Here is a 25480-nt window from a genome sequence, read left to right on the forward strand (position 1 = left end):
GGCCCCGTCGGAGATCGCAAGTCGCGGGGAACTTCCGCCTTGCCTCCCTTCCCGCCGGATATGGCGCTTGCACCAAGACCCCTCTAGATTGCCATTATGCGCGCAAAACCCAGTTCCAACTACGGGTCTGACACCGAACCGGGTTCGGCCAACAGAACATTTTTAATTGGCGGCCACACCCTGCATGCCCCAAAACCGGTTCCCGCCCTCTATCTTGTGGCAACCCCGATCGGCAATCTCGGCGACATTACCTTGCGCGCGCTGGAGACACTGGCCGGCGTCGACATCATCGCCTGCGAGGACACCCGTATCACCCGCCGCCTGACCGAGCGCTATGCGATCTCGGCGGAGCTCAAGCCGTATCACGAGCACAACGCGGCGATGGCGCGGCCGAGAATCCTGGAAAAGCTGGCGCAGGGTGCCTCGATCGCGCTGGTGTCGGACGCCGGCACGCCCCTGATATCGGACCCCGGATTCAAGCTGGTGCGCGAGGTCTGTGCCGCCGGCCACGCCGTGATCGCGGTGCCGGGCGCTTCCTCGGTGCTGACGGCGCTTTCGGTCGCAGCACTCCCCACCGACCGGTTTTTCTTCGAGGGATTTTTGCCTGCCAAAGAAGGCGCGCGGCGGACGCGGCTCACGGAGCTTGCCCGCATCGACGCTACGCTCGTGATGTTCGAATCCGGCAACCGCGTGCAGGACACGTTGGCCGATCTTTCCGACATCATGGGCGGGCGCGACGCCGCGATCTGCCGTGAACTCACAAAACTGCACGAGGAAATCAAGCGTGCGCCCATCGCGGAGTTGGCGAAAGCCGCCGATACGCTGGAAACCCGCGGCGAGTTCGTGCTCGTGGTCGGCCCGCCGCGCGCCGACGAAGGGGTCATGACGCAGCACGATCTCGACGACCTGTTGCGTGCCTCGCTTGCGCGCGACAGCGTCAAGGACAGCGTGGCGCACGCGGTCGAACTTTCCGGGCGGCCGCGCCGCGAGGTCTACGCCCGCGCGCTGGAACTTGCCAAAGAAGTCAGAGGCGGCGATGGCGAAGACTGAAGGCCCGTTCCCACCGGAGGCCGTGACAAAGCTCGCCGCGCCCGAGCGGGTCGCGGCCTTCCACACCGGACTTTCCGCCGAAAGCCGCGCCGCCGCCTTTCTGATGGCCAAAGGCTACCGCATCCTCGCCAAACGCTTTCGCACCCCGTATGGCGAAATCGACCTGGTGGCGAAGAAGCGCAATCTGGTCGCCTTCGTCGAGGTCAAGGCACGGGCCAGCCTCGATGACGCCGCCTACGCGGTGACGCCGCGCCAGCAGGCGCGCATCATCGATGCCGCCCAAGGCTGGCTGATGGCGCATCCCGAGCATGCCGAATTTGAGCTGCGATTCGACGCCATCCTGATTGCGCCGCGGCGTTTGCCACGCCATCTGTTAGCGGCGTTCGACGCCAGCACCTGAAGATTCTCATTTGGACGCGTTTTCTTGACGCGAACCGGTACCCACTTCGCTTGAAAACGCTATGACCCCTCCAGAGACCCGGACCCCCCTTATGAAACTGAATGTCGCCGTCCAGATGGACCCCATCGCGCGTATCAACATTCGCGGCGATTCGACCTTCGCGCTGCTCCTGGAAGCGCAAAAGCGCGGCCACAGCATTTCCTATTTCACCCCGGACCAGCTTTCGCTGCGCGGCGAGGAGCTGGTGGCGCCGGTGCAAAAGCTCACCGTGCGCGACGAGATCGGCGACCATTTTACCCTCGGCGAACCCAAACGCGAGCCGATGACCAATTTCGACGTCATCCTGTTGCGGCAGGAGCCGCCGTTCGATATCGCCTACATCACCTCGACGCATTTGCTGGAACGAATCCATCCCAAGACGCTGGTCGTCAACGATCCGGCCAGCGTGCGCAACGCGCCGGAAAAGATGTTCGTGCTGAACTTTCCGCAGCTGATGCCGCCGACGCTGATCTCGCGCGACCTCGACGAAATCAATTCGTTCCGCGACGAGCACGGCGCCGTTGTCATGAAGCCGCTGCACGGCCATGGCGGCGCCGCGGTGTTTCGCGTGATGCCGCAGGACATGAATTTCGGCTCGCTGTTCGACATGTTCTCGGTCACCTTTCGCGAGCCCTGGGTGATCCAGCGCTTCCTGCCCGAGGTGAAGCACGGCGACAAGCGCATCATCCTGGTCGACGGCGAATTCGCCGGCGCCGTCAACCGTGTGCCGGCCCCCGATGACCTGCGCTCCAACATGGTCCGCGGCGGGGCCGCTCAAGCCACCGACCTCTCGGAGCGCGAACGCGAAATTTGCGCAACCCTCGGCCCCGCGCTGCGCGAGCGCGGATTGTTGTTCGTCGGCATCGACGTGATCGACGGCAATCTCACCGAGATCAACGTCACCTGCCCCACCGGCATCCGCGCGATTGCCAAGCTCGGCGGGCCGGATATCGCGGCAAGGATCTGGGATACCATCGAGAAGAAGCGCGGCGCAAAATAGCGCCGCGCTGCGTCATTGTATTTTCACATCCCTGTTGTGCCGTCTCAGCCCACTTGCCAATTTCGGGAAGCGGGAGCAGCCTGTAGCCACGGATGAATCCGTCCGGGCACAAACTGCAATACATAAAATCAGTGGAGGAAGACGCATGACGACGAATCTTTCGCGACGGTCTTTGCTTGCGCTTGGCGCAGGACTCGGTGTGAATCTTGGCGCGTCGACCTTTCTCGGCGGCAGTGCGCTGGCCAAGGCGCCAAAGCTCGGCACGCAGACGCCCTACTGGCACCGCTTCGTCCTCGGCGACGCCGAAGTGACCGTGGTCTCCGACGGCCCGCTGCCGCTCGGCGATCCCTCCGGCACCTTCACCGGCGTGCCGAAGGAAGAAGTGAAGAAGATGCTCTCCGACAACTTCCTCAACCCCGACAATGTCGTGCTCGAACAGAACTCGCCGATCGTGAACACCGGCGACAAGCTGATCCTGTTCGACACCGGCATGGGCACCTCGAAGGCGTTCGGCCCGACCACCGGCCGCCAGCAGAAGAGCATGACCGAAGCTGGCATCAAGGCCTCCGACATCGACGCGGTGGTATGTTCGCACGCCCATATCGATCACATCGGCGGCCTGGTCGGCGCCGACGACAAGCCGCTGTTCCCGAACGCGCAGGTCTACATCGCCCAGAGCGATTTCGATTTCTGGACCGATGAGGGCAAGCTCGGCAGTCCGCTGAAGGATTTCATCCTCCATGCCCGCAAGAACCTGATGCCGGTGCGCGACCGCATCGTGTTCATCAAGGACAACCAGGAATTCTTGCCCGGCGTCACCGCGCTCTCAGCCCCCGGCCACACCGTCGGCCACACCATCTTCATGGTGAGCTCAAAGGGAAAATCCTTCTGCTTCCTCGGCGACCTCTCCCATCATGCGGTGCTGCTGCTGGAGAAGCCGCGGATGGAATTCTCCTATGACTCGGACCCAAAGCAGGCCGCGGCATCGCGGGTGAAGATGCTGGAGATGCTCGCTGCGCAAAAGATCCCGGTGATGTCCTATCACTTCGCCTGGCCGGGCTACGGCCACGTCGCCAGGAACGGCGACGGTTTCAGGTATTATCCCGAGCCGATGAACATGCAGCTCTAAGGCAATGCGTATCTTCCGGGGCGGCCGGCTTGGCCCGCCCCGGAAGCCGTCTTGCAAGCGCCAGGGGCGGTACTCCGTTTGGCGTAAGTCTGGTTCAGCGAAGCATGACCTATGCGATCCCGGAGAATCTCATTGACCGACCAACCGCCCGCCAAGCCGTCCGACCTGATCTACGAGGACACCGGGGCCGCGGCTCCGCTGGTCTATTTCGATATTGTCGGCGCCTACGGCACCATGAACGGTACGGTCGAGGTCGAACTGGCGACCCGTATTCTGGTGCCGAAGCCTGATGGATCGACGGAGGTCGAATTCATCTCCTCCGGCCGCATCCGCTGCAGCGCCAACGCCGCCACCAATCTGCGCAATGGCCTCGATGCGGCATTGAAGATGCTGGAGCAGCCGCAAGGTGGCGCGGCGGCAATCGCGGCGGGGAAGCTGAATTAGGCGCCCTCTTCTGTTCTCTTAATGTTCTTGACTTATCCTCCGGTTCCCCGCTACCTTCGATTGTATCACGAGAGGCAGGCATGGTTGCGCGGGTTTCTACGGTAGCCTTTGAGGGGATCGAGGCCCGCGCGGTCGACGTGCAGGTGCAGGTCGCACCCGGCTTGCCGGCGTTTGCCATTGCAGAGTGTGAATGCCAACAGTATACGGCTGCATCACACGGAGATTGCAATGGAATTGCGGGACCGCATCCCCCTCATGGCCCTCAGAGCGGCCGTTCGGCGCGCGTGCGTCATAGCACGGGCAACATCAACGCTGGAAGCGCTCGGGGAGCGTCTTGAGCGCGCTTTGGATCGTCAGGCACCCCGGAGGCGGGTGGACAGTGCCGAAGTGTTGGAACCCCTGATCGCCGACGCGACGGCCTGAGGCGAACCCATGGAAGCCCCTGTGCAAGCCGAGGCCCAGACGCGGGCTTATTCCTACGTACGTTTCTCGACACCTTCGCAAGCCGCTGGAGCCAGCCTGCAGCGGCAGAGCGAGAGGGCGGCCAAATACGCCCTTGATCACGGGCTTACGCTGGACACCGAGTTGAAGATGACCGACTTGGGCGTGTCCGCCTTCAGAGGGAAGAATGCGCGCACCGGGGCACTTGGTGGATTTCTGGAGGCCGTTGAGAGGGGCTACGTCGAGAGAGGTAGCTATCTGCTGATCGAGAACATGGACCGTCTCTCACGCGCTGACATCGTCACTGCACAGGGACTGTTCCTTCAGTTGGTTGGAAGCGGCATCAACCTCGTGACACTCACGACTGGTGAAGCCTACTCAGCGGAACGCCTCCAACGTGAACCTGAGGCCATCTTATTCGTCGTGCTGGAGTTGATCAGGGCCAACCGGGAAAGTACGCGCAAAGCGCAGTTGATAGGTGACGCCAAGGCACGGAAGAAGAAGCGACTTGCGGAGCACGGACCCGAAGGCAAGCCGTACACGCGCCAAACGCCCGCGTGGATAATCTGGTCGGAGGAGGAGAAGCGATACACGCTGATCAAGGAGCGAGCGGACATCGTGCGTGAAATGTTCGAGCGCATGGGCGCGGGCGACGGGCTTACGCGCATAGCGCGTGACCTCAATCAGCGCGGTGTTCCGACTTGGGGACGGAGTGGCAAACAGAAGACCGCCGACCACTGGAGAACCAGCTACATCCGCAAGGTCCTCACAAGCACCGCGCCCATCGGCACATTCACGCCGCACACCACTACCCATGACGAAGCCACGAGGGCGCGGCGAGATGAACCCATGGAACCCGTGGAGAACCTGTTTCCTGCTGCGGTGGACGCGGACCTATACTGGAGAGTGAACCGCAAGCTCAACACCAAGGCGGCCCGAGGCCGCAACGCCAGACAACCGCCGAAGTCCATCGTGTCAGGCATCGTGTTCTGCGCGACGTGTGGGCACGCGGTCACAAGGGTGGCGAAGGGAGACTACGTCTACCTCGTGTGTTCACGGGCGAACATGAAGGCCGAAGGATGCGAATACAAGGCCGTTCGGTACCACGCCGTTGAGAAGGCGTTGAGAGAGAACGCGCGCCGCCTCGTCAAAGAAGCACCACGAGGCAAAAGCACTGCTGCGCTGGAGAAACAGATTGAGGCTCTACAGACCAACGCTAATGCGGCCGAACAACGAACATTTGACTTGGCCGACCTTGCCGCACAGGAGAGAAGCCCAGCAGCAAGCCGCAGACTTGCCGAGATGGAACGGCAACTGAAGGACATTCAAAAGGAACTCCGCAGCCTGAGAGCCCACAGGGACACCTTAACCACCGCAAGCGTGAAGGACCGCCTGAAGGCTGTGGAGCGAGCACTCATCGGCAACACGGACGTTGTGGAGACCAACAAGACACTGCGGGACGCCATACGGCGCATCGTGCTTGATCCTCAGCAAGGGCACCTGTGGGTACGTTGGCATCACTCTGATGAGGTGCAGGACATCTTGTGCATCACACGACACATGGACTGGACGGAGATGCGAGAGACGACACCGCCGATGCAGGCGCTGTTCCCTGAACAAAAGACGACTTAGAAAGCAAGGACGATCACTTTGGCGACCGATGCTACCAAGAAGAACACCGCACCCGCATGGGACATCAAGCCTACCCGCATCCGCAAGGCAGACGTGAGCTTGCCTGCAGACAGCGGGAAAACAACGGAGCAGCTCCAGGCTGAGATTGATCGAGCCCCGAATACGCAGGGGCCGCCTCGGCCCAACGTGGCACGCGACACGGTCCACATCGCTGAGAAGGTTTTTCAGTGGCGGGGAGACCACCGAAGGGACCAATGGACAAGAGAGAACCACATCCTCACTCTCGCCAAGGCAGTCAGGGACGGCGAGAAGCCTCTGGAGCGCCTCTTGGTGCTACAGGTGGGCGCGCAGTTCTACGTGATTGATGGACACCATCGCCTTGCAGCGTACGACACCGCGGGATGGACCAAGGGCATCCCGGTGGAAGTCTTCGCGGGCACCCTGACTCACGCACGGGTACGAGCACTCTCCAGCAACGTCAAAGACAAGCTACCGATGACGACGCAAGCGAAGAGTGCGGCTGCATGGCGGATCACGAAGGAAGACCTCGGGGGCCTCACAGCGGCACAGGTGGTCGAACTAACTGGCGTGTCACTGCGCCAAGTGCGCTTCATGCGGAAGGTTTGGCGCGAGCTAAACCAACGCGAAGACATCAACAGGGAGACATTACCGGACCTGACATGGAGCAAAGCCAGAGACCTCTGGGAGGGCAATGAGGTGGACAGCGATTTCGATCAGGAGGGCTGGATAGAGAAGAAGGCTCAGGAGGTCGTTGATTTGATCAGGAGGACAAATGTGGCCGCAGGTCTCCTACAAGATGTCGAGGTCACCGCCCTTGCCCTCCTTAGGCTCTCCGAGGGGCTGCCGGGAGCGCTGATCGAACAATGGGCAGGGGACCATCAAGACCTTATCTCAGAATTGGCTGCGCGAATCGACAACCCACCGGATGATTTGGAACTTTGAGGGGTGCAGATACAGGGCATGCAAATTGCACCCCAGTCCAGTTCCGAAGGCTGCCAATTAGGACCGAAACGGACCTAAAGTAAATGAGCGGGAGGGAACGACCGGCCGTCGAGGCTTGGCCCGAGGCACGCCGCAATGACCCTATGGCTCTCCCGAGGCGGGCCCGCCAAAGCGCCAGTTTACAAGGGCGGCAAATCAGGAATACCTTGCTGAAGGTAGAGGAAACTGAGCTGCTATACCTTTCGGCGAGCCACGAACTGAGAGATAGCCGTCAGTGGATGGCAGTTCAGAATGAATAAGCCCCCAAGTGCACGCACCCAGGAGCGGATTGCCGTTGCCACGGTAGAGGAGCGATACCGAACCCTCCGAACGCTGATCCGGGTCGCAGGCGCTGTTTATGCCGTCTACTTGGGACACGGGGCGCTTGAGGTTCTGGCCGGGGAGACCACAAAGTTAGCGCTCGAACTATCTGTGCTTGCTGACGTTAAGTTTACGTTGACGTTTGCACTGGCGGGGGCAGCCACTACATGGGCGGTCGCGGAGCGTATAATTAGACATCGAAAAGTCGAACAGATGCAGGGCCGGATTAAGGAATTGGAAACGAGATTGGACCCCAATCGCTCCAGTTCAGGGCTTACGCCAAAAGGCAAGACAAACCCAAAGGACAAAAAATGACCGTGGTCGCAGCAGATGCGTTGGTCAGTTTGGCAGTCTTGATAGCACTCCTTTTTGTTGTTTACGGCCCATGGCAGTGGGCCTGTACAGACTACGCGCGTCAACGGCTGTTTGAAGTCCGAGACGAAATCTTTGATATGGCAGCGGACGGCGAGTTGAACTTCAAATCGCAAGCCTATCGAGACATTCGCCGATCATTGGAGATGAACATACGGTTCGCGCATGACCTAACGCTGCCCAATTTCCTCCTCCTTCTAATTTTGCGCAAAGACAATTTGACCGAGAAGAGCACCTTGCGCCGCGCTATTGAGGACCTGCCTCCAGAAATCCGCGCCAAGGTCGCGCGGAAGGTTTTCGTGGCAATGAAGGCGCTTATCGTGATGATGATCGTCAAGTCGCCAGTTGCGATGATCGTCGGACTACCGGTTTACGCAGCAACCCGCTTGATCAATAGCTGCCGTGTCCATGTGTCAAAGGCTGCCGCATTTTGTGCAGACTTAATTCAGGTAGAGGCGGAGAACGCACCGTCAGCTATCAGGTTTCATTCGCATCAAATCGTGCACTGATTTCCGGACAGCCGGACCTGCTTAGGATAGCAACGCATTCACGCAATCCGCGTGAGACCGAAAGGGGCTCGGGCGAAATTTGAAAGGCAGCGAGCGGTGCCTGCCAAAAGGGTCCCATAGAAGAACGAGGGACCCGGTGATTTCAGTGGAAAGCGTGGCCGCGTCGGGCCGGGATTATGGCCACTGACGCGGCAAGCGCTCACCCCAAACGGGAGCCTGAGGTCACCGTTAGGCCTTCGGGCACTCCGGCAGGGACAGCAAATTATTGGGCTGCTCCCCGTCCGACGCCGTCTTGAGATACTTGTTGCCAAAACGGCTGATGGCGACGACGACCCAAACGGCATCAGCACCGGGAGGCTTCACCCAGAAGCTCCATTGGCGCGTCTCTATGAGGACAATGGCGTCTTCTTGCGTGATCCTCCATCCGCCACCGGCGTTTCCACCGATGTGCGTAATCCGCTCGTGAGGATTGTACCGGTCAGTCTTGTTGATGCAGTTGATCTGAGCGGTCTGGGTCTTGGTAATGCTGTTCATAATAATAGCCTGTGCTTGTGAGACAGGCTTGACCACCGGCTGTATCTCCGATTCTATCGGAGTTGCGTAACGACCAATGCCCCGCTTTGCCCATCTCACGGGTTAAGTAGCGGGCCAGAACTACAGAAGCCGTTGAACCTGGCAGGGTTTGGCGGCTTCGTTCGTTTTGGTTCCTTGAAGCCTGATGGTTGATTCCGATTCCGTCAAGGTCTTGTCGGCTAATTCGCCTATTCACACCACATGTGGGGGAAAAGGGGGGATAAGTCCGTTTTTGAAAGCACGCACAGCAGCGGCGAGCTGGGCAGCGGCGGCGGCTTTAGGGCGTCTTTTTTTGAAGTCACGAGCGCCAGACAGGCAAAAAGGGTCCCATAGCCCGATAGGGGACCCATCTGCGTACGACCATTGATTTGGCTCAACGTCCTCCGCGGTTGGGGCTGGACGATCCGGCAATGAACCGGCCCGACGATACCGCTTCAGAAAAGCCCACGCCCTCGCGGGTGGAGGAGGCGCGGCGGATCATCGAAGAATACGCGGAAAGCCTGCGAGAAATCATTCGGAAGCTCCGCCGTCGTCTCACCTGATTGTTGTCATTGACAGCCAGCATTTGCCATCGTCGGCCTCCCCGACAAAGCGGTGTCCGAGGCGCGGGAGCGGGTGCGTTCGGCACTGATCGCCTCGGGGCTGGCGCTGCCGGCGCGGCGGATTATCGTCAACCTCGCGCCGGCCGATCTGCCGAAGGAAGGCAGCCATTACGATTTGCCGATCGCGCTCGGCCTGATGGCCGCGATCGGCGCGATCCCGCCGGATGCGCTCAACGGCTTTACTGTGCTCGGCGAGCTTGGGCTCGATGGATCGATCGCGCCCGTGGCGGGCGTGCTGCCGGCCGCGATCGGCGCGAATGCGCGCGAGGAAGGCCTGATCTGTCCGGCGGCGTGCGGAACGGAAGCCGCCTGGGCAAGCCCCGATATCCAGATCATCGCGGCAAAGTCGCTGATCCAGATCGCCAACCATTTCAAAGGCACGCAGGTGCTCTCGCGCCCGCAGCCGAAAGTGCACGAGCCGGAGGCGTCGCATCTCGACCTGCGCGACATCAAGGGCCAGGAAAGCGCCAAGCGCGCACTCGAGATCGCGGCCGCCGGTGGGCATCATCTGCTGATGATCGGCTCGCCCGGCGCCGGCAAATCGATGCTGGCGGCGCGGCTGCCGTCGATCCTGCCGCCGCTGTCTCCGTCAGAACTTCTGGAAGTCTCGATGATTGCGTCCGTCGCCGGCGAAATCCGCGACGGCGCCTTGACGGCACGGCGGCCGTTCCGCGCGCCCCATCATTCGGCCAGCATGGCGGCACTCACCGGCGGCGGCATGCGCGCCAAACCCGGCGAAATCTCGCTCGCACACCAGGGCGTATTATTCCTCGACGAATTGCCGGAGTTCGATGCGCGCGTGCTCGATTCGCTGCGCCAGCCATTGGAAAACGGCGAGGTCTCGGTGTCCCGCGCCAACCACCGCGTCACCTATCCGGCGCGCTTCATGCTGGTCGCGGCGATGAACCCTTGCCGCTGCGGCCATGCCTATGATCCCGGCTATTCCTGCAGGCGCGCACCGGTCGACCGCTGCACATCAGATTACCAGATGCGTATCTCCGGCCCGCTGATGGACCGCATCGACCTGCGCATCGAGGTGCCGGCGGTGACGGCCGCCGACCTGATCCTGCCGCCGCCTTCCGAAGGCTCCGCGGAAGTCGCCGCCCGCGTGGCGGCCGCCCGCGACCTCCAGCTCGCGCGCTATGCGGCGGCCGGCCTGCCGCATATCCGCACCAATGCCGAGGCGCCGGCTTCGCTTCTGGAAACGATCGCGCAGCCCGACGCACAAGGACAAAAACTTTTGCGCGACGCCGCCGAGACCATGAAGCTCACCGCGCGCGGCTATCACCGCGTGCTGCGCGTCGCCCGCACGCTCGCCGACCTCGACGGCGCGGAAAAAATCGGCCGGCTGCATCTGGCGGAGGCGCTGTCCTATCGCGCGCTCGCAGAATATCTGCGCCGGGCGGCATAGGTGCAGCGCGCTGCCCCTGCCTCGCGCAGGGGACGCCGAAATATCATCAAATGATCCAAGCGTTTGTCCTTCTTTGTTCGATCCAGATCAATGAAGAATTTCCCGTGCGCAACTATGCTGCCGGTGCGCAATGATACTTCCTGCAATGGCGCAGGCGCGGCGCGTTCCGTCCGATTGCAGATGACAGGTTGACTGGCACCGCACGGGAGCGTGCCGCCGGCTCAACAAATGTCCGATTCCGAAGTGGCAGGTCGTTGTATGAGCGACACGTCTGGCAGACATGATGCCCCGCCGTTGCATGGGGCTGCTCCTGCGACCAGCCGGCGCTCGGAATTTTTCGTCTTCGCAATCATCGCAGCCTTCATCTGGCCGGTGGTCGCCGTCGGTGTCGTCGGCGGATATGGCTTCCTCGTCTGGATGTCCCAGGTCATCCTGGGACCGCCCGGCCCGCCGGGAGGATGAGGTCGCCATGGAAACCCAGGGACCCTCGCGCCGCGCGTTGTTTCGCGGCCAGCTCCTCTCCAAACCGGTCGCTATCATCAACGACGACTGTCTCGCCGAAGCCGGCATCATCTGCCGCTCCTGCGGCGATGTATGTCCTGCTTCGGCCATTCGTTTCCCTCCCAGAATTGGATTGCCGCCTCAAGCTCTCGTCAATGAAGCCGCCTGCACCGGATGCGGCGAATGCGTCGGCGCGTGCCCGGGCGACGCCATCACGCTGGGTGCAGCGCGTCGCGGAGACGCCTCATGACGGACGAGGCCACCATTCACATTTCGAGCGCGGTCATATCCGTCTTGCCGCAGCGCCGGGACGAGGTGTTGCGCACGCTCGCTGCGCTGCCCGAAGTTGAGATACATCAAAGCGACGCGTCGAAAATCGTCATCGTAATGGAGGCGACCGAGAGCGGAATTCTCGGAAGCCGCCTCGCCGAGATCGCAGCCTGGCCGGGCGTCCTGTCGGCCAACATGGTGTTCGAGCAGGTCGAGCGGCTCGCCGATATCGGAGGCTAGAACATGTCACTCTCGCGACGCGAATTGTTGAAGGCGCAGGCCGCCGCCGTCGCCGCGGCAGCCGCCGGCATGAACGTTCCTACGATGGCGCAGCCGGTCGCAGGCGGCATCGGATCGCTGGAGATCAAATGGTCGAAGGCCCCCTGCCGCTTCTGCGGCACCGGATGCGGGGTCATGGTCGGCGTCAAGTCAGGCAAGGTCGTTGCCACCCACGGCGACACGCTCGCCGAGGTCAATCGCGGGCTGAACTGTATCAAGGGCTATTTCCTCTCCAAGATCATGTATGGCGGCGACCGCCTGACCACGCCGCTGCTGCGCAAGAAGGGCGGCGTCTTCGACAAGAACGGCGAACTGACGCCGGTGTCGTGGGACGAGGCCTTCGACGTGATGGCCGCCCGCGCCAAGGCGGCGCTGAAGGAAAAGGGGCCGACGGCGCTCGGCATGCTCGGCTCGGGACAATGGACGGCCTACGAGGGCTACGCCGCCACCAAGTTGATGCGGGCCGGCTTTCGCTCCAACAATCTGGATCCGAACGCCCGCCACTGCATGGCGTCGGCGGCATACGCGTTCATGCGCACCTTCGGCATGGACGAGCCGATGGGTTGCTATGATGACTTCGAAGCCGCGGACGCGTTCGTGCTATGGGGCTCGAACATGGCCGAGATGCATCCGATCCTGTGGACGCGTCTCACCGACCGGCGCTTGAGCCATCCGCATGTCAAGGTCGCGGTGCTCTCGACCTTCACCCACCGAAGCTCCGATCTCGCCGACATCCCCATCGTGTTCAAGCCGGGCACCGATCTCGCAATCCTGAACTACATCGCCAACCACATCATCACGACCGGGCGGGTCAACCAGGATTTCGTCAAGAACCACACCACCTTCGTGAAGGGCACCGTCGACATCGGCTACGGATTGCGCCCGGAGCATCCGCTCGAGGTCAAAGCCAAAGGCGCGGCGACCGCAGGCGCGACTGAGCCGATCGACTTTGACGCCTATGCCACCTTCGTAAAGGACTACACGCTCGAGAAGGTGTCCGAACTTACGGGAGTCGAACGCGGCTTCCTGCAGGAGCTCGCCGAGCTCTATGCCGATCCGAAGCGCAAGGTGATGTCGCTGTGGACGATGGGCTTCAACCAGCACGTTCGCGGCGTATGGGCAAATCAGCTCGTCTATAATCTGCATCTGCTGACGGGAAAGATTTCCGAGCCCGGCAATTCGCCGTTCTCGCTGACGGGGCAGCCATCCGCCTGCGGCACGGCGCGCGAGGTCGGCACCTTCGCGCATCGTCTGCCCGCCGACATGACCGTCACCAATCCGGAGCATCGCAAGCACACCGAGGAAATCTGGCGCGTCCCGCACGGCATCATTCCGGACAAGCCGGGTTACCACGCGGTCGAACACGACCGGATGCTTCGCGACGGCAAGCTGAATTTCTACTGGATCCAGGTCAACAACAACCTGCAGGCCGCTCCGAACAGCTCCCGCGAGACCTATCCGGGTTACCGGAATCCGGAAAACTTCATCGTCGTCTCCGATGCCTACCCGACCGTCACCGCGATGGCCGCCGACCTCGTTCTTCCCGCGGCGATGTGGGTCGAAAAGGAAGGCATGTTTGGCAACGCGGAGCGCCGCACCCATGTGTGGCGACAGCTCGTCGACGCTCCCGGCGAAGCGCGCTCCGACCTTTGGCAGATGATGGAATTTTCGAAGCGGTTCACCACCGACGAAGTGTGGCCGGCGCAGCTCCTGGATGCCAACCCCAACTATCGCGGCAAGACGCTATTCGACGCGTTGTTCCGGAACGGCAAGGTCGACAAGTACGCAACCACTGAAATCCCCGCCGAGTACGAAAACCAGGAGGCCAAGGCTTTCGGGTTCTACGTGCAGAAGGGTCTGTTCGAGGAGTACGCCGAATTCGGCCGTGGCCATGGACACGACCTCGCGCCCTTCGACACCTATCACGACGTACGGGGATTGCGCTGGCCGGTCGTCGACGGCAAGGAAACGAAGTGGCGCTACCGGGAAGGCCTCGACCCCTACGTCAAGCCGGGCAAGGGCGTCGATTTCTACGGCAACAAGGACGGGCGCGCGCGGATCATTGCGGTGCCCTATGAGCCACCGGCGGAATCTCCGGACAAGGAGTTCGACATCTGGCTGGTCACCGGCCGCGTGCTCGAACATTGGCACTCCGGCTCCATGACCATGCGGGTGCCGGAACTCTACAAGGCCTATCCCGGCGCCCAAGTCTTCATGCATGCCGAGGACGCTTACGCCAGAGGCATCAACCAGGGCGCCGAGGTCCGGGTGGTGTCGCGGCGCGGCGAAATCCGAACCCGGGTCGACACCAAGGGGCGCAACCGGATGCCGCGCGGTGTCGTCTTCGTTCCCTGGTTCGATGCCAGCCAGCTCATCAACAAGGTGACGCTGGACGCAACCGATCCCATTTCCAAGCAGACGGACTTCAAGAAATGCGCGGTCAAGATCATCCCGGTCTGAAGAGATTTCGAAGTCCCGTAGCGGGCGCGCTGCTCGGCGGCCTGCTGGTGTTCGTCTGCGGTGCGATCTACGCGCAAAACGCGCCGCAGATCGTGCCGCGGGTGACGGGGGCCGCGGCGCCGATGGGAGATGTGCCGGCGCCGCCTTTGGCGCGGCCGATCACGGATGACAAGCGGCTGATGCGCAACTATCCGGAGCAGCCGCCGATTATCCCGCATTCCATCGATAATTATCAGCTCACGCTGAAGACCAATCGTTGCCTCGACTGTCATCGCCGGCAGTTCACGGAAGGCTCGGGTGCGCCGATGATCAGCGTCACCCACTTCATGGACCGCGACGGCCAGGTTCTCGCCGACGTCACGCCCCGCCGATATTTTTGCACCGCGTGCCACGTCCAGCAGAATGATGCACAGCCGCTCGTTCCGAGCACGTTCAAGGACATGCTGCTCGTCGACCCCGAGAAGAAGTGAGAGCGTCGATGCAGCGGCTCAAGGCACTCCTGATCTGGTTCTGGCAGATAGCCAGCCGTCCAAGCGCGCATTTGAGCCTTGGGTTTCTCGCGCTTGGAGGCTTCGTCTGCGGCGTGCTGTTCTGGGGCGCCTTCAACACCGCGCTGGAGGTCACCAACACCGAGAAGTTCTGCACCTCCTGTCACGAAATGCGCGCCAACGTGTTTCAGGAGTTGCAGCGCACCCCCCATTTCACGAACCGCTCGGGCGTCCGCGCGACGTGCCCCGACTGCCACGTTCCGCACGACTGGACCGACAAGATCGCCCGCAAGATGCAGGCGTCCAAGGAAGTCTGGGGGAAGATCTTCGGCGTGATCGATACCAGGCAGAAGTTCCTGGATCACCGGCTCGAACTCGCCAAGCACGAATGGGCGAGGCTGAAGGCCAACGATTCCCTTGAGTGCCGCAACTGCCACTCCTCAGCGGCGATGGACTTCAACAAGCAGACGCGGCGCGCTGCTGACATCCACGCCAAGTTTCTCGTCACGAAGGAAAAGACCTGCATCGACTGTCACAAGGGTATCGCCCACGAGCTGCCCGATATGACCGGCATCGAGCCGGGCTGGCAGGCGCCGCCCGAACAACGGGATCGCCAGAGCTTTCGCGGGGATCCCCGGGCGGAGCTGGCACGCTACCTCGCCGCAACCACTGTCGACGGGCGGCCCCCCATCGGCACCTCCCGTGATTAGCCCGACGGTATAAATGGCGGAGCTCAGACAAGTTCCTGTCGGCCGGGGGTTTGCGGCGGCGTGTCCAATCGCGCCGGCACGACGTCCGGGCAGGCCGATCGCGGCTATGGCGCGTCGCAAAACACGTCGATCTTCTGTTTCACGTTGTCGGAAGGATACTGCTGCTTGTCACTGCCGCCGCAGTTGACGAGAACGAAGAATCCCTTGTTGCATCCCCAGCGCTCCATGTCTTCGGCCGCGAACAACTCACCTGGCCCGACGCTACACTCCGTCTTGCCCTCGCACATGCGCTTCACATGCGATAGGAATTTTGGCCCGATAGTCAGATCGGATCTGGCCTTGGCGCAGGCCATCTTCGCCTCGAGCACTTGCTTCATCTTCTTGGCCGACGCGGAATCTGCGGTGGAGATTGTGGCGCAGACAATCGTGACGGCGAGCCCCAAAAATTTTCGCATGACGCAACCCTTCCTTGGTCAATCCATCTGTGGACGCGCGCCGTTGGCAAACCTGCTTGCGTCGTGTCCGTGACGCCGCAAGCTGATTTGCCTCGCCTACAAGGGCAATTTTATGCAGCAACTGCGGCAAACCGACACGACGGGCGAATCACTTCTGATTTTCCGAAATCATGTCAAGCGCAAGAACCGATAAGGATCAAAAATATTCTGCTTTCGTTCTCGCCCAAATCAGCAGCATAACTCCGCTCGTCTCGCTGCAGATGAGGGGCGTTGGCCATCGTCACGAACGCGCGGTGAGATGCGATGGACGCTGATGTCATGACGACGTACGTGACGTGAGGCGTACGGCGAAGTCGTGTGGTTCGGGCGCCGCGGTGCTGGCGCTAAGTTGGCGGGAAGTGTCCCGCCGACGACGGAGGCAAAAGAGCCGTTCTCCGGGAAGAGCACGAAGTAAGCCGTAAAGCCATTGCGCAGGGAAGGCCGGAATGCTCCCGCTGCCCTGTATGCTCGTGTGCAGTTTTGTTTGCGCAAATCGCACGCGAGACCGCGGGTGCAGCAAGCACCCGGTCTTCCCTGCGCCCTCTAACTTCTGGAGGGCCAAACGAAGATGCTGGGCTCGGGCGGAATGCGCCGCGAGATCGCGAAACTGTATCCCGCCGTCATTGCGAGCGAAGCGAAGCAATCCATGCCCCGGCACAAAGAAAGAATGGATTGCTTCGCTTCGCTCGCAATGACGCGGATGGGCCGCAGCGTACTAGATACTCCGTCTTCGCTGGGCATGACGGCCTCCCTTGTGGCTGCAACCTCGGCTCGCTTCACCCCACTCGCACTGAAGATGCCGAGCCAACAAAAAACAACCGGCGTCAACACCGCGGTAACTAGTTTCCTTTACCCTCTGCCAACCATAAGCCGCCTGTCGCGGGCTTATGGTGAGTGGGTAGCGTGTCATGTTGCGTTTGAAGATCCTGGCCTCGGTTATTCCGCTGGCGATTGCCGCCCTGTTCGCGCGCGGCGAGTTTTTGGCAGGGCCCAGAGCCTGCATCGACGATCCCTCCCACGCCACGGTGCGGGTCCAGATCTCCGACGACGCGCAAGCGGCCGACTTCACCGTGATCGACGACATCGATACGGCCGAAGCCGGCGCCTGCGAGAGCAACGCCCCGCCGCGGCTGGTCGCGATCTCCCGCAATCCCTCGCCCTCCGATCCCGTCATCTATCTTTCCCGGGATGGCCCGGCCGACTACCGGATCTTCGTGTCCTCGAAGAGCTTTTCGCTGCTCGATGCCGCAGCCCTGATCGTCGGCGCCCGCAGCGAGCGCCACCGCGTCGAAGCGGCGTTACTTTAAGGTTTGATCATGGTCTCCGCGCAAACGCGTACCGCGTTTGTCGCGAGGGAAAACCGGTTCCCGCTTTTTTCGGACCATGCTCGGTTAAGGTTTCATTTACCCTGTTCTCATCGCGGCCGTTGCGCGCTGGGAGCCTCAAGCACTTTGCAACGTCGGCAACGCATCGTGTGCCCCAGAGGGGCGGCGAAGCAGGCCGGTTCAGTTCAGGCAGCAATCTCAGGGTCATTGGCGATGGGACGGACTTTCCGGATCAAACTTCGCTTTCGCCGTTTCGGTCGCCGGCATCCCTGGCTGACCTTCACGCTGCGCTCCTTCATGATCTTCTCGATCGTGTTCGGCGCCGCCTATGGATTTATTGCCGGAAGCAAGACGGAAAATTCCGGCTATGACCCGCACGCCTTTGCGATCGGCGTCGCTTTCCTGTTTGCTCTCGCCTGCGTCGCGCTCGCCACTTTCAGCGTCCGGCTCCGCCTGATGCGCAAGAAGATGCGCAACGTCGCCCTGCACAATGAAGCGCTGGCCGACCGGAACTGGGAATTGCAGGAAGCCGAGCAGCGCGCCCGCCGCTTGTTCGAATCGCAGGGCGATCTGATCGTGCTGCGCGACGCCGAGGGCCGCATCACCTATGCCAACGATGCCTATTGCGAACTCGCGCAAATGCCGAGCGGTCCGCTGATCGGCACGCGCTTCGCGCTTGAAGTTCTCGAACAGGGCGACACCGCGCTCGAACCGAACGGCACCCGCGTTCACGACCAGCGGATCACAGGTCCGCTCGGCCCGCGCTGGATTGCGTGGCGCGAGGGCCTCGTCCGCAACGACGCCGGGGGACCGGCGGAAATGCAAAGCGTCGGCCGCGACGTTACCGATCGCACCGAAAGCGAGCGCGCGCTGGCCGAGGCCCGCGACCAGGCGGATGCGGCAAGCCGCGCCAAGTCGCGCTTCCTTGCGATGGCGAGCCATGAAATCCGCACGCCGCTCAACGGCATCATCGGCATGAGCGGGCTGTTGATGGATACGCCGCTGACGCCGGAACAGGCGACCTATGTCAAGGCGGTGAAGACTTCCGGCGACGCGCTGCTCTCGCTGATCGAGGAGCTGCTGGACTATTCCAAGATCGAGGCCGGCAAGATCGATCTCGAACATCGCCCGTTCGCGCTGTCGGGCATGATCGAGGACATCACCGAATTGCTGGCGCCGCGCGCGGAGGCCAAGAAGATCGAGATCGCCGCCTATGTCGACGAGCGGCTGCCGATGCACGTGATCGGCGACGCGGCGCGGTTGCGGCAGGTGCTGCTCAATCTCGCCGGCAATGCCATCAAGTTCACCTCGACCGGCGGCGTCGCCCTGATCGTCGAACCCGGCATCTGGCCCAATGAAATCAGTTTCCTGGTCCGCGACACCGGCATCGGCATCGCGCCCGAGGCGCGCGAGCGAATCTTTCGCGAGTTCGAGCAGGCCGATGACAAGATCGCGCGCAGCTATGGCGGAACTGGCCTCGGCCTGAGCATCTCCGACCGCATCGTCAAGCGCATGGGCGGCCGCATCACGCTGGAGAGCCAGCCGGGCGCCGGCGCGACATTCGAAGTGTCTATCCCGCTCGCCGCCGCCGACGGCGAACAAATCTCTTTCGCCGCGCCGGATCTCTCCGGCCAGTCGATCATGCTGGTCTCGCCGCAGAGCATCGAAGCCTCGCTGACCGCGCGGCGGCTGCAGCGCTGGGGCGGGCAGACCTGCATGGTATCGGACGCCGATGTCGCCGAGGCCCTGCTGCCCGAGCGGCCCTGGCACGCCGTGCTGATCGATCACGCGCTGGGGCTGGCCGATATCGAACGGCTCGGCGAAGCCGCGCGCCTGCATGCCACGCAGCGGATCGTGATGTTCACGCCGGCGACGCGGCAGGAATTGCAGCCATCCGCCACCTCCGCCCTCACTGGCTATCTGGTCAAGCCGTTGCGCGCGGCTTCGCTCGCGGCCCGCCTGACGACCGCACCGGAAGTGGCCGCGCCGAGCCTCGAGCCGGCCATTGACCCGATCGAGACATCAGCCGCGGCGTCGGCCAAGGGCCTGTCGATCCTGGTGGCAGAGGACAATCAGATCAATGCGCTGCTGATCCGCTCGCTGCTCGGCCGGCTCGGCCATCACGCCGTCATCACCACCAACGGCGCCGAAGCGCTGGAGTCCTGGCTGTCGGCAAAAGCCGCAGGGACCCCCTATGATCTCGTCCTGATGGACATCCAGATGCCGCAGCTCAACGGCATCGAAACCACCAAGCGGATTCGCACCCTCGAGGCCGGCGAGCCGGGCGGCCGGACGCCGATCCTCGCGCTCACCGCCAACACGCTGGTGGAAGACCGCTACGCCTGCTTCGAGGCCGGCATGGACGGATTTTTGATCAAACCGCTCGACCGCGAAAAACTCGCCGAAGCACTCGCCGGCCTCGTCGCGTCCAGGCACATCGCGGCGTGAGGTAGCAAAAATCGTCACCGCAAACGCAGAATTCGTAGGGTGGGCAAAGCGAAGCGTGCCCACCATTCAGCGATTGAGGACAGATGGTGGGCACGGCGCAAGAGCGCCTTTGCCCACCCTACAAGACTACAGCCGCCGCAGCGCCACCGTCTCAACCAAATGATCGGCGCGCTTTTTCAGGATCAGCGTCGCGCGCGGCCGGGTCGGCAAAATATTGTCCTCGAGATTGGCGAGGTTGGTGCGCTCCCAGATCGCGATCGCGGTCGCCGTGGCCTCCTCGTCAGACAAGACTGCATAGCGATGGAAGTACGATTTGGGATCGTGGAACGCGGTATCCCTGAGCGCGAGGAAGCGCCGCACATACCATTCGCGCAGCACCGATTCCTCGGCGTCGATATAGACCGAGAAGTCGAAGAAGTCGGACACCACGGGCACTGCCTTGCCGTCGCGCGGCAGGCGGCCGGTCTGCAGCACGTTGACGCCCTCGACGATCAGGATGTCCGGGCGGTCGACCTCGATCCACTCGTTCGGCACGATGTCGTAGACCAGATGCGAATAGACCGGCGCGCGCACCGGCCGGCGGCCGGCCTTGATGTCGGAGAGAAACGACAGCAGCATCGGCAGATCGTAGCTCTCGGGAAAGCCCTTTTTCTGCATCAGGCCCTGCCGCTCGAGCACGGCGTTGGGAAACAGAAAGCCGTCGGTCGTCACGAGATCCACCTTGGGCCGCGGCGACCAGCGCGCAAGCAACGCCTGCAGCACGCGCGCGGTGGTCGATTTGCCGACCGCGACCGACCCGGCGACGCCGATGATGTAGGGCACCTTGCGGTCGCGGATGTCGAGGAACTGGCGCTGCGCCTGATAAAGCCGATGGGTGGCGTCGACATAGATCGACAACAGCCGCGACAGCGGCAGGTAGATGTCCTCGACCTCCAGCATGTCGAGGCGATCGTGCATCGAACGCAGCCGCTCGAATTCGCCCGGCTCCAGCGTCATCGGCGTATCGTCGCGCAACCGCGCCCACTGCTCACGCGTGAAGATACGGTAGGGATTGTATTGCTGTTCGGTGGTCCGGATATCCATGAACTGCCCCTTCGGTCAGTCGCGCTTGCGCGACGCCTTTTCCTCGAGCCCGGACATCGACGTCCGCTGCGCCAGCGCGGCCTCGACCTCGTCGAGCTTGACGCCGCGCGCCTTCAACAGCACCAGCAGGTGAAACAGCAGGTCGGCGCTTTCGGCGATCAGGTGGTCCCGATCGTTCTCGACGGCCGCGATCACGGTCTCGACCGCCTCCTCGCCAAGTTTCTTGGCGCAATGCTCCGCGCCCTTGTCGAGCAATTTGCGGGTGTAGGACGCCTCTCCTCCCGATGCAGCCCGTGCATCGATGGTGGCGGCCAGATCATGGATCGTGAAACGCGACATCAACCGAACTCAACACTCGCGCCGGGCCAAAGGCCGCGACGCCGTCCCGATCAAGGACTTAGCACTTTTGTGACGGGGAGTCGTCAGGGATCGAGCCGCATTGGCAGCCCGGCGCGCACCATGTGCTCCTTGGCTTGGCGTATGGTAAATTCGCCGAAGTGGAATATCGAGGCTGCCAGCACCGCCGTGGCGTGGCCCTGGCGGATGCCGTCGACCAGGTGGTCGAGATTGCCGACGCCGCCGGAGGCGATGACCGGTACGGGGACACTGTCGGCGATGGCCTGCGTCAGCGGCAGGTCGAACCCTTGCCGGGTGCCGTCGCGGTCCATTGACGTCAGCAGGATTTCGCCGGCGCCGAGCGATACCACTTCCTGCGCGTATTCGATGGCGTCGATCCCGGTGGAGTTGCGCCCGCCATGGGTGAAGATCTCCCAGCGCTCACCGCCGCCGGCGCGCTTGACCCGCTTGGCGTCGATCGCGACCACGATGCACTGCTCGCCGAATTTTTCGGCCGCCTGCTTGACGAATTCGCGGTTGGAGACGGCCGCGGAATTGATCGAGACCTTGTCGGCACCGTACCGCAGCAGCGTCTTGATGTCCTCGATGGTGCGGACCCCGCCGCCGACCGTCAGCGGCATGAAGCAGGCTTCCGCCGTGCGGCGGACGACATCCAGCATGGTGCCGCGGTTTTCGTGGGTCGCGGTAATGTCGAGGAAGCACAATTCGTCGGCGCCGGCCGCATCATACGCAATCGCCGCTTCCACCGGATCGCCGGCATCGCGCAAGTCGACGAAATTGACGCCCTTGACCACCCGGCCGTCTTTCACGTCGAGACAGGGGATCACGCGGACCTTGAACATGATAGTACTCCTACGCCGCGGCGCGCGCGTTGCGGATCAGCGTCAGCGCGGCGGCGGGATCGAGCCGGCCATCATAGAGCGCGCGGCCGGCGATGGCGCCGGCGAGCTTTTTGGCGCGCGGCAAGAGCAGCGCCTTGACGTCCTCAATGGATGCAAAACCGCCGGAGGCGATGACGGGGATCGAGATGCGATCGGCGAGCGCAATCGTCGCATCGAGGTTGAGGCCCTTCAGCAGGCCGTCGCGGGCGATGTCGGTAAAGATGATCGCGGCGACGCCGGCATCCTCGAAGCGCTGTGCGATTTCGAGCGCGGTCACCTGCGAGGTCTCGGCCCAGCCTTCCACCGCAACCTTGCCGTCGCGGGCGTCGAGACCGACCGCGACGCGGCCGGGGAATTTTTTCGCGGCGCTCTTCACGAGCTCGGGATCGCGCACCGCGGCAGTGCCGATGATGACGCGCGCGATGCCCTTGTCGAGCCAGGATTCCACGGTCTTGAGATCGCGAATGCCGCCGCCGAGCTGCACCGGCATGGTGACGGCCTTGAGCATCGCCTCGACCGCAAGCGCATTCATCGGCTTGCCGGCAAAGGCGCCGTCGAGATCGACGACATGCAGATATTCGAATCCCTGCTCGGCGAAAGACCGCGCCTGCGCCGCAGGATCGAGGTTGAACACGGTCGCGCGCGCCATGTCGCCCTGTTCGAGGCGCACGCACTGGCCGTTTTTCAGGTCGACGGCGGGAAAGAGAATCACGGCTTCCACTTCAGGAAATTCGAGATCAGGGCCAGGCCGAAGCGCTGGCTCTTCTCGGGGTGAAACTGCGTGCCGATCGCGGTGTCCTTGCCCACGATCGCCGTCACCGGCCCGCCGTAATCGGCGCGCGCCAGCACGTCGGCCTCGTTGGAGGCATTGAGATGATAGGAGTGCACGAAATAGGCATGGCGTCCCTTCGGCCCGAGCGGCAACCGCTCCAGCACCGGATGCTCGCGGATCATGTCGAGCGTGTTCCAGCCCATGTGCGGAATTTTCAGATTTTCCTCACGCGGCGCGATCTTCTCGACGTCGCCCTCGATCCAGTTGAAGCCCTCGGTTACGACATGCTCCTTGCCGCGCGTGGCCATCAGCTGCATGCCGACGCAGATGCCAAAGAATGGCCGCGCCTTGACGCGCACCGCTTCCGTCATCGCTTCCAGCATACCGTCGACCGCATCGAGACCCCGTCGGCAATCAGCGAACGCGCCGACGCCCGGCAGCACGATGCGATCGGCGCGATATACGGCTTCGGGATCGCGCGTCACCATGATCTTCTGCGGATCTTGCATGCTCCGCGAGGCAAGCTCGAAGGCCTTTGCCGCCGAGTGAAGATTGCCGGAACCGTAATCGATGATCGCAACGCTCATCGCGGCCCTCCCGGTTCCGGAAACAGGCCGATGATCCCGCCTTGCGGCAATGGCGGCGGCGGTTTGGAGAACGGCTGGCCCGGAATGTTGCGGGTCGGCGGCGGCCCGCCGCGATCGACCGCCCATTGGTCGTTGCTGAGCCCGCGCTGCCGCCCGGTCCAGCGATCGAAGAAGCGGCGCTCGGCCGTTTCCTCGTCGTCGGCGACCACGATGTCGAGCTGGCGCCATTTGCGCCGCGACAGCGTCCAGCGCCGCAGGCTGGCCGCTTCGAGGCCCATCAGGATCGCAATCAGGACATCAACTACGAAGATTGTGCCACGGCTGGCGCCCAGCGCCGACATCCCGAACTGGATGGCTATCATCAGAACGATCCAGCCGATCAGCGCCAGCCACAGCCGATGCCACAACAGCCAGATCACGCTCGCGACCGCGGCCCAGAAATGGAAGCCGTCACGCACAAAGACGAACTTGTCGGCCGCCGCGAGATCGGCGGCGTTGGCTACGGGAGCATGCACTGTGTAGACCGGCATCGAACCTCTCCGCCGCGAACAAAAAACGCAAACAAGAAATCAGCCGCCGAGCTGACCCTTGGTGGAAGGCACTTCGCCTGCCGCGCGCGGATCGATCGCAACCGCGGCACGAAGCGCCCTCGCCAGACCCTTGAAACAGGATTCGGCGATATGATGGCTGTTCTCGCCATATAAGGTCTCGACGTGCAAAGTCACGCCGGCGTTGATGGTGAAGGCGTTGAACCATTCGCGCACCAGCTCGGTATCGAACTGACCTACCTTGTCGCGCGGAAAATCGACCTTGAACACCAGCACCGGCCGGCCCGAAATGTCGATTACGACGCGCGACAGCGTTTCGTCCATCGGCATGTGGATCGAGGCATAGCGGGTGATGCCGGCCATGGTGCCGAGCGCCTGCTTCACGGCCTGTCCCAGTGCGATGCCGACGTCCTCGGTGGTGTGGTGGTGATCGACATGGAGGTCGCCATCGGCCTTCACGGTGATGTCGATGCGCGAATGCCGGGCCAGCAGATCGAGCATATGGTCGAAAAAGCCGATACCGGTCGAAACCTTTGACACTCCCGTGCCATCGAGGTTCACCGCGACCTCGATGTCGGTTTCCTTGGTCTTGCGCTTGATGGACGCTGTGCGCATGAAAACTGCTTCCCTTGGGCCTGGGGGCCGAAAACGCGGCCCTTTTAACAGGCCGATCCAGCCTTCGCTACTGCGGGATGACGCTTTTGGAGGCTGAACTTCGACCTATGGTGACCGGAATCCCGGCCGCGATTGTAACCCTCCCCGCCAGCCCCTAAATCTGATGGGAACGAGGGCAATTCATGCAAGCATCTGAAAACAGCCTGCCGATCTGGCACGGCACGACGATTTTGACGGTTCGCAAGGGCGGCAAGGTGGTAATCGGCGGCGACGGCCAGGTCTCGATCGGCCAGACCGTCATCAAGGCCAACGCCAAAAAGGTCCGCAAGATCGGCAAGGGCGACGTGATCGGCGGCTTTGCCGGGGCCACCGCCGATGCCTTCACCCTGTTCGAGCGGCTGGAAAGCAAGCTCGAGCAGTATCCCGGGCAACTGACCCGGGCGGCGGTCGAACTCGCCAAGGACTGGCGGACCGACCGCTATCTGCGCCGCCTGGAAGCGATGATGATCGTCGCCGACAAGGATGTGTCGCTGGTCCTGACCGGGACCGGCGACGTGCTGGAGCCGGAATCGGGCGTGATGGCGATCGGCTCCGGCGGCAATTACGCGTTGGCGGCCGCCCGGGCGCTTGTCGACACCGACAAGGACGCCGAAACCATCGTGCGCCGCGCGCTCGATATCGCCGCCGACATCTGCGTCTACACGAACCGGAACGTCACGATCGAAACGCTGTAGGAC

Annotated in this window: 27 protein-coding genes and 1 pseudogene; 19 read left to right on the forward strand and 9 right to left on the reverse strand. The window is 62.6% G+C overall.

The features are described 5' to 3' along the window. Window positions 1-96 precede the first annotated feature (96 nt). From rsmI to IVB05_RS43195, 8 genes are all read left to right on the forward strand, one after another. A complete protein-coding gene (rsmI, locus tag IVB05_RS43160; RefSeq protein ID WP_247782291.1) occupies window positions 97-1050 on the forward strand; it encodes a 16S rRNA (cytidine(1402)-2'-O)-methyltransferase in 954 nt (317 codons plus the stop codon). Then, window positions 1037-1450 (forward strand): YraN family protein, encoded by a 414-nt coding sequence (locus tag IVB05_RS43165; RefSeq protein ID WP_247782292.1) that lies wholly within the window; start codon window positions 1037-1039, stop codon window positions 1448-1450. The genes rsmI and IVB05_RS43165 overlap by 14 nt, the downstream gene beginning before the upstream one ends. A 91-nt stretch (window positions 1451-1541) precedes the next feature. Then, window positions 1542-2489, forward strand: coding sequence for a glutathione synthase (gshB, locus tag IVB05_RS43170; RefSeq protein WP_247782294.1), 948 nt, complete (start codon window positions 1542-1544; stop codon window positions 2487-2489). 145 nt (window positions 2490-2634) lie between these two features. Continuing rightward, window positions 2635-3618 (forward strand): MBL fold metallo-hydrolase, encoded by a 984-nt coding sequence (locus tag IVB05_RS43175; protein ID WP_247782295.1) that lies wholly within the window; start codon window positions 2635-2637, stop codon window positions 3616-3618. A gap of 132 nt (window positions 3619-3750) precedes the next feature. Further along, a complete protein-coding gene (locus IVB05_RS43180; RefSeq protein WP_247782296.1) occupies window positions 3751-4062 on the forward strand; it encodes a hypothetical protein in 312 nt (103 codons plus the stop codon). A 432-nt stretch (window positions 4063-4494) separates the two neighbouring features. Next, complete coding sequence (locus tag IVB05_RS43185; RefSeq protein ID WP_247782297.1) at window positions 4495-6135, forward strand: recombinase family protein; 1641 nt, start codon at window positions 4495-4497, stop codon at window positions 6133-6135. Between the two features lie 18 nt (window positions 6136-6153). Beyond that, window positions 6154-7098, forward strand: a complete 945-nt coding sequence (locus IVB05_RS43190) for a ParB N-terminal domain-containing protein (protein WP_247782298.1) — start codon at window positions 6154-6156, stop codon at window positions 7096-7098. 671 nt (window positions 7099-7769) lie between these two features. Then, complete coding sequence (locus tag IVB05_RS43195; protein ID WP_247782299.1) at window positions 7770-8339, forward strand: hypothetical protein; 570 nt, start codon at window positions 7770-7772, stop codon at window positions 8337-8339. Window positions 8340-8567: 228 nt separating this feature from the next. On the opposite strand, the gene IVB05_RS43200 is transcribed toward IVB05_RS43195, so the two are convergent. Further along, window positions 8568-8909 (reverse strand): DUF3892 domain-containing protein, encoded by a 342-nt coding sequence (locus IVB05_RS43200; RefSeq protein WP_247782300.1) that lies wholly within the window; start codon window positions 8907-8909, stop codon window positions 8568-8570. 413 nt (window positions 8910-9322) lie between these two features. Here IVB05_RS43200 and IVB05_RS43635 point away from each other — a divergent pair, with 413 nt between their 5' ends. The 8 genes and pseudogenes from IVB05_RS43635 (at window position 9323) to IVB05_RS43235 (ending at window position 15633) form a co-directional block, all read left to right on the forward strand. Beyond that, window positions 9323-9454: a hypothetical protein gene (locus IVB05_RS43635; RefSeq protein WP_256473128.1), complete on the forward strand. Its 132-nt coding sequence runs from the start codon at window positions 9323-9325 to the stop codon at window positions 9452-9454. Window positions 9455-9470: 16 nt separating this feature from the next. Next, window positions 9471-10925 (forward strand): annotated as a pseudogene (locus tag IVB05_RS43205) (YifB family Mg chelatase-like AAA ATPase); the annotation flags it as partial. A gap of 258 nt (window positions 10926-11183) precedes the next feature. Beyond that, on the forward strand, window positions 11184-11387 hold the full coding sequence (locus IVB05_RS43210) for a nitrate reductase (protein WP_247782301.1): 204 nt from the start codon (window positions 11184-11186) through the stop codon (window positions 11385-11387). 7 nt (window positions 11388-11394) lie between these two features. Continuing rightward, window positions 11395-11676 (forward strand): 4Fe-4S binding protein, encoded by a 282-nt coding sequence (locus IVB05_RS43215; protein ID WP_247782302.1) that lies wholly within the window; start codon window positions 11395-11397, stop codon window positions 11674-11676. Then, complete coding sequence (locus IVB05_RS43220; RefSeq protein WP_247782303.1) at window positions 11673-11936, forward strand: chaperone NapD; 264 nt, start codon at window positions 11673-11675, stop codon at window positions 11934-11936. The genes IVB05_RS43215 and IVB05_RS43220 overlap by 4 nt, the downstream gene beginning before the upstream one ends. A gap of 3 nt (window positions 11937-11939) precedes the next feature. Then, window positions 11940-14435 (forward strand): periplasmic nitrate reductase subunit alpha, encoded by a 2496-nt coding sequence (gene napA / locus IVB05_RS43225; RefSeq protein WP_247782308.1) that lies wholly within the window; start codon window positions 11940-11942, stop codon window positions 14433-14435. Beyond that, window positions 14408-14905, forward strand: coding sequence for a nitrate reductase cytochrome c-type subunit (locus IVB05_RS43230; protein ID WP_247782309.1), 498 nt, complete (start codon window positions 14408-14410; stop codon window positions 14903-14905). The genes napA and IVB05_RS43230 overlap by 28 nt, the downstream gene beginning before the upstream one ends. A gap of 8 nt (window positions 14906-14913) precedes the next feature. After that, window positions 14914-15633, forward strand: coding sequence for a cytochrome c3 family protein (locus IVB05_RS43235; protein ID WP_247782310.1), 720 nt, complete (start codon window positions 14914-14916; stop codon window positions 15631-15633). 104 nt (window positions 15634-15737) lie between these two features. Here the strand turns inward: IVB05_RS43235 and IVB05_RS43240 are convergent, their stop codons facing one another. Further along, window positions 15738-16088 (reverse strand): hypothetical protein, encoded by a 351-nt coding sequence (locus IVB05_RS43240; RefSeq protein WP_247782311.1) that lies wholly within the window; start codon window positions 16086-16088, stop codon window positions 15738-15740. A gap of 947 nt (window positions 16089-17035) precedes the next feature. Between IVB05_RS43240 and IVB05_RS43245 the strand changes: the two genes are divergently transcribed. Together IVB05_RS43245 and IVB05_RS43250 are read left to right on the forward strand one after the other, a co-directional pair. Further along, a complete protein-coding gene (locus IVB05_RS43245) occupies window positions 17036-17434 on the forward strand; it encodes a hypothetical protein (RefSeq protein ID WP_247782312.1) in 399 nt (132 codons plus the stop codon). Window positions 17435-17665: 231 nt separating this feature from the next. Beyond that, complete coding sequence (locus IVB05_RS43250; protein WP_247782314.1) at window positions 17666-19900, forward strand: ATP-binding protein; 2235 nt, start codon at window positions 17666-17668, stop codon at window positions 19898-19900. Between the two features lie 126 nt (window positions 19901-20026). Here IVB05_RS43250 and coaA read toward each other — a convergent pair whose 3' ends face one another. The 7 genes from coaA to hisB all read right to left on the reverse strand — a co-directional run bounded on the left by coaA (window position 20027) and on the right by hisB (window position 24743). Further along, a complete protein-coding gene (coaA, locus tag IVB05_RS43255; RefSeq protein ID WP_247782317.1) occupies window positions 20027-20983 on the reverse strand; it encodes a type I pantothenate kinase in 957 nt (318 codons plus the stop codon). 15 nt (window positions 20984-20998) lie between these two features. Continuing rightward, a complete protein-coding gene (locus IVB05_RS43260) occupies window positions 20999-21322 on the reverse strand; it encodes a phosphoribosyl-ATP diphosphatase (protein ID WP_214488182.1) in 324 nt (107 codons plus the stop codon). Window positions 21323-21405: 83 nt separating this feature from the next. Continuing rightward, window positions 21406-22182 carry an imidazole glycerol phosphate synthase subunit HisF gene (gene hisF, locus IVB05_RS43265; RefSeq protein WP_247782318.1) on the reverse strand — a complete coding sequence of 259 codons (777 nt, stop codon included), beginning with the start codon at window positions 22180-22182 and terminating at the stop codon, window positions 21406-21408. 10 nt (window positions 22183-22192) lie between these two features. Beyond that, on the reverse strand, window positions 22193-22942 hold the full coding sequence (gene hisA, locus IVB05_RS43270) for a 1-(5-phosphoribosyl)-5-[(5-phosphoribosylamino)methylideneamino]imidazole-4-carboxamide isomerase (RefSeq protein ID WP_247782319.1): 750 nt from the start codon (window positions 22940-22942) through the stop codon (window positions 22193-22195). Further along, window positions 22930-23580 carry an imidazole glycerol phosphate synthase subunit HisH gene (hisH, locus tag IVB05_RS43275; protein ID WP_247782322.1) on the reverse strand — a complete coding sequence of 217 codons (651 nt, stop codon included), beginning with the start codon at window positions 23578-23580 and terminating at the stop codon, window positions 22930-22932. Before hisH ends, hisA begins: the two co-directional genes overlap by 13 nt. Next, on the reverse strand, window positions 23577-24110 hold the full coding sequence (locus IVB05_RS43280) for a DUF2628 domain-containing protein (RefSeq protein ID WP_247782325.1): 534 nt from the start codon (window positions 24108-24110) through the stop codon (window positions 23577-23579). Before IVB05_RS43280 ends, hisH begins: the two co-directional genes overlap by 4 nt. Before the next feature lie 39 nt (window positions 24111-24149). After that, window positions 24150-24743, reverse strand: a complete 594-nt coding sequence (hisB, locus tag IVB05_RS43285) for an imidazoleglycerol-phosphate dehydratase HisB (protein ID WP_028348312.1) — start codon at window positions 24741-24743, stop codon at window positions 24150-24152. 182 nt (window positions 24744-24925) lie between these two features. Between hisB and hslV the strand changes: the two genes are divergently transcribed. After that, entirely contained in the window at window positions 24926-25477 is a 552-nt protein-coding gene (gene hslV / locus IVB05_RS43290; RefSeq protein ID WP_247782326.1) for an ATP-dependent protease subunit HslV, read from the forward strand. The last annotated feature ends 3 nt before the right edge of the window (window positions 25478-25480 follow it).

This window comes from Bradyrhizobium sp. 170 (assembly GCF_023101085.1).
Classification (GTDB): Bacteria; Pseudomonadota; Alphaproteobacteria; order Rhizobiales; family Xanthobacteraceae; genus Bradyrhizobium.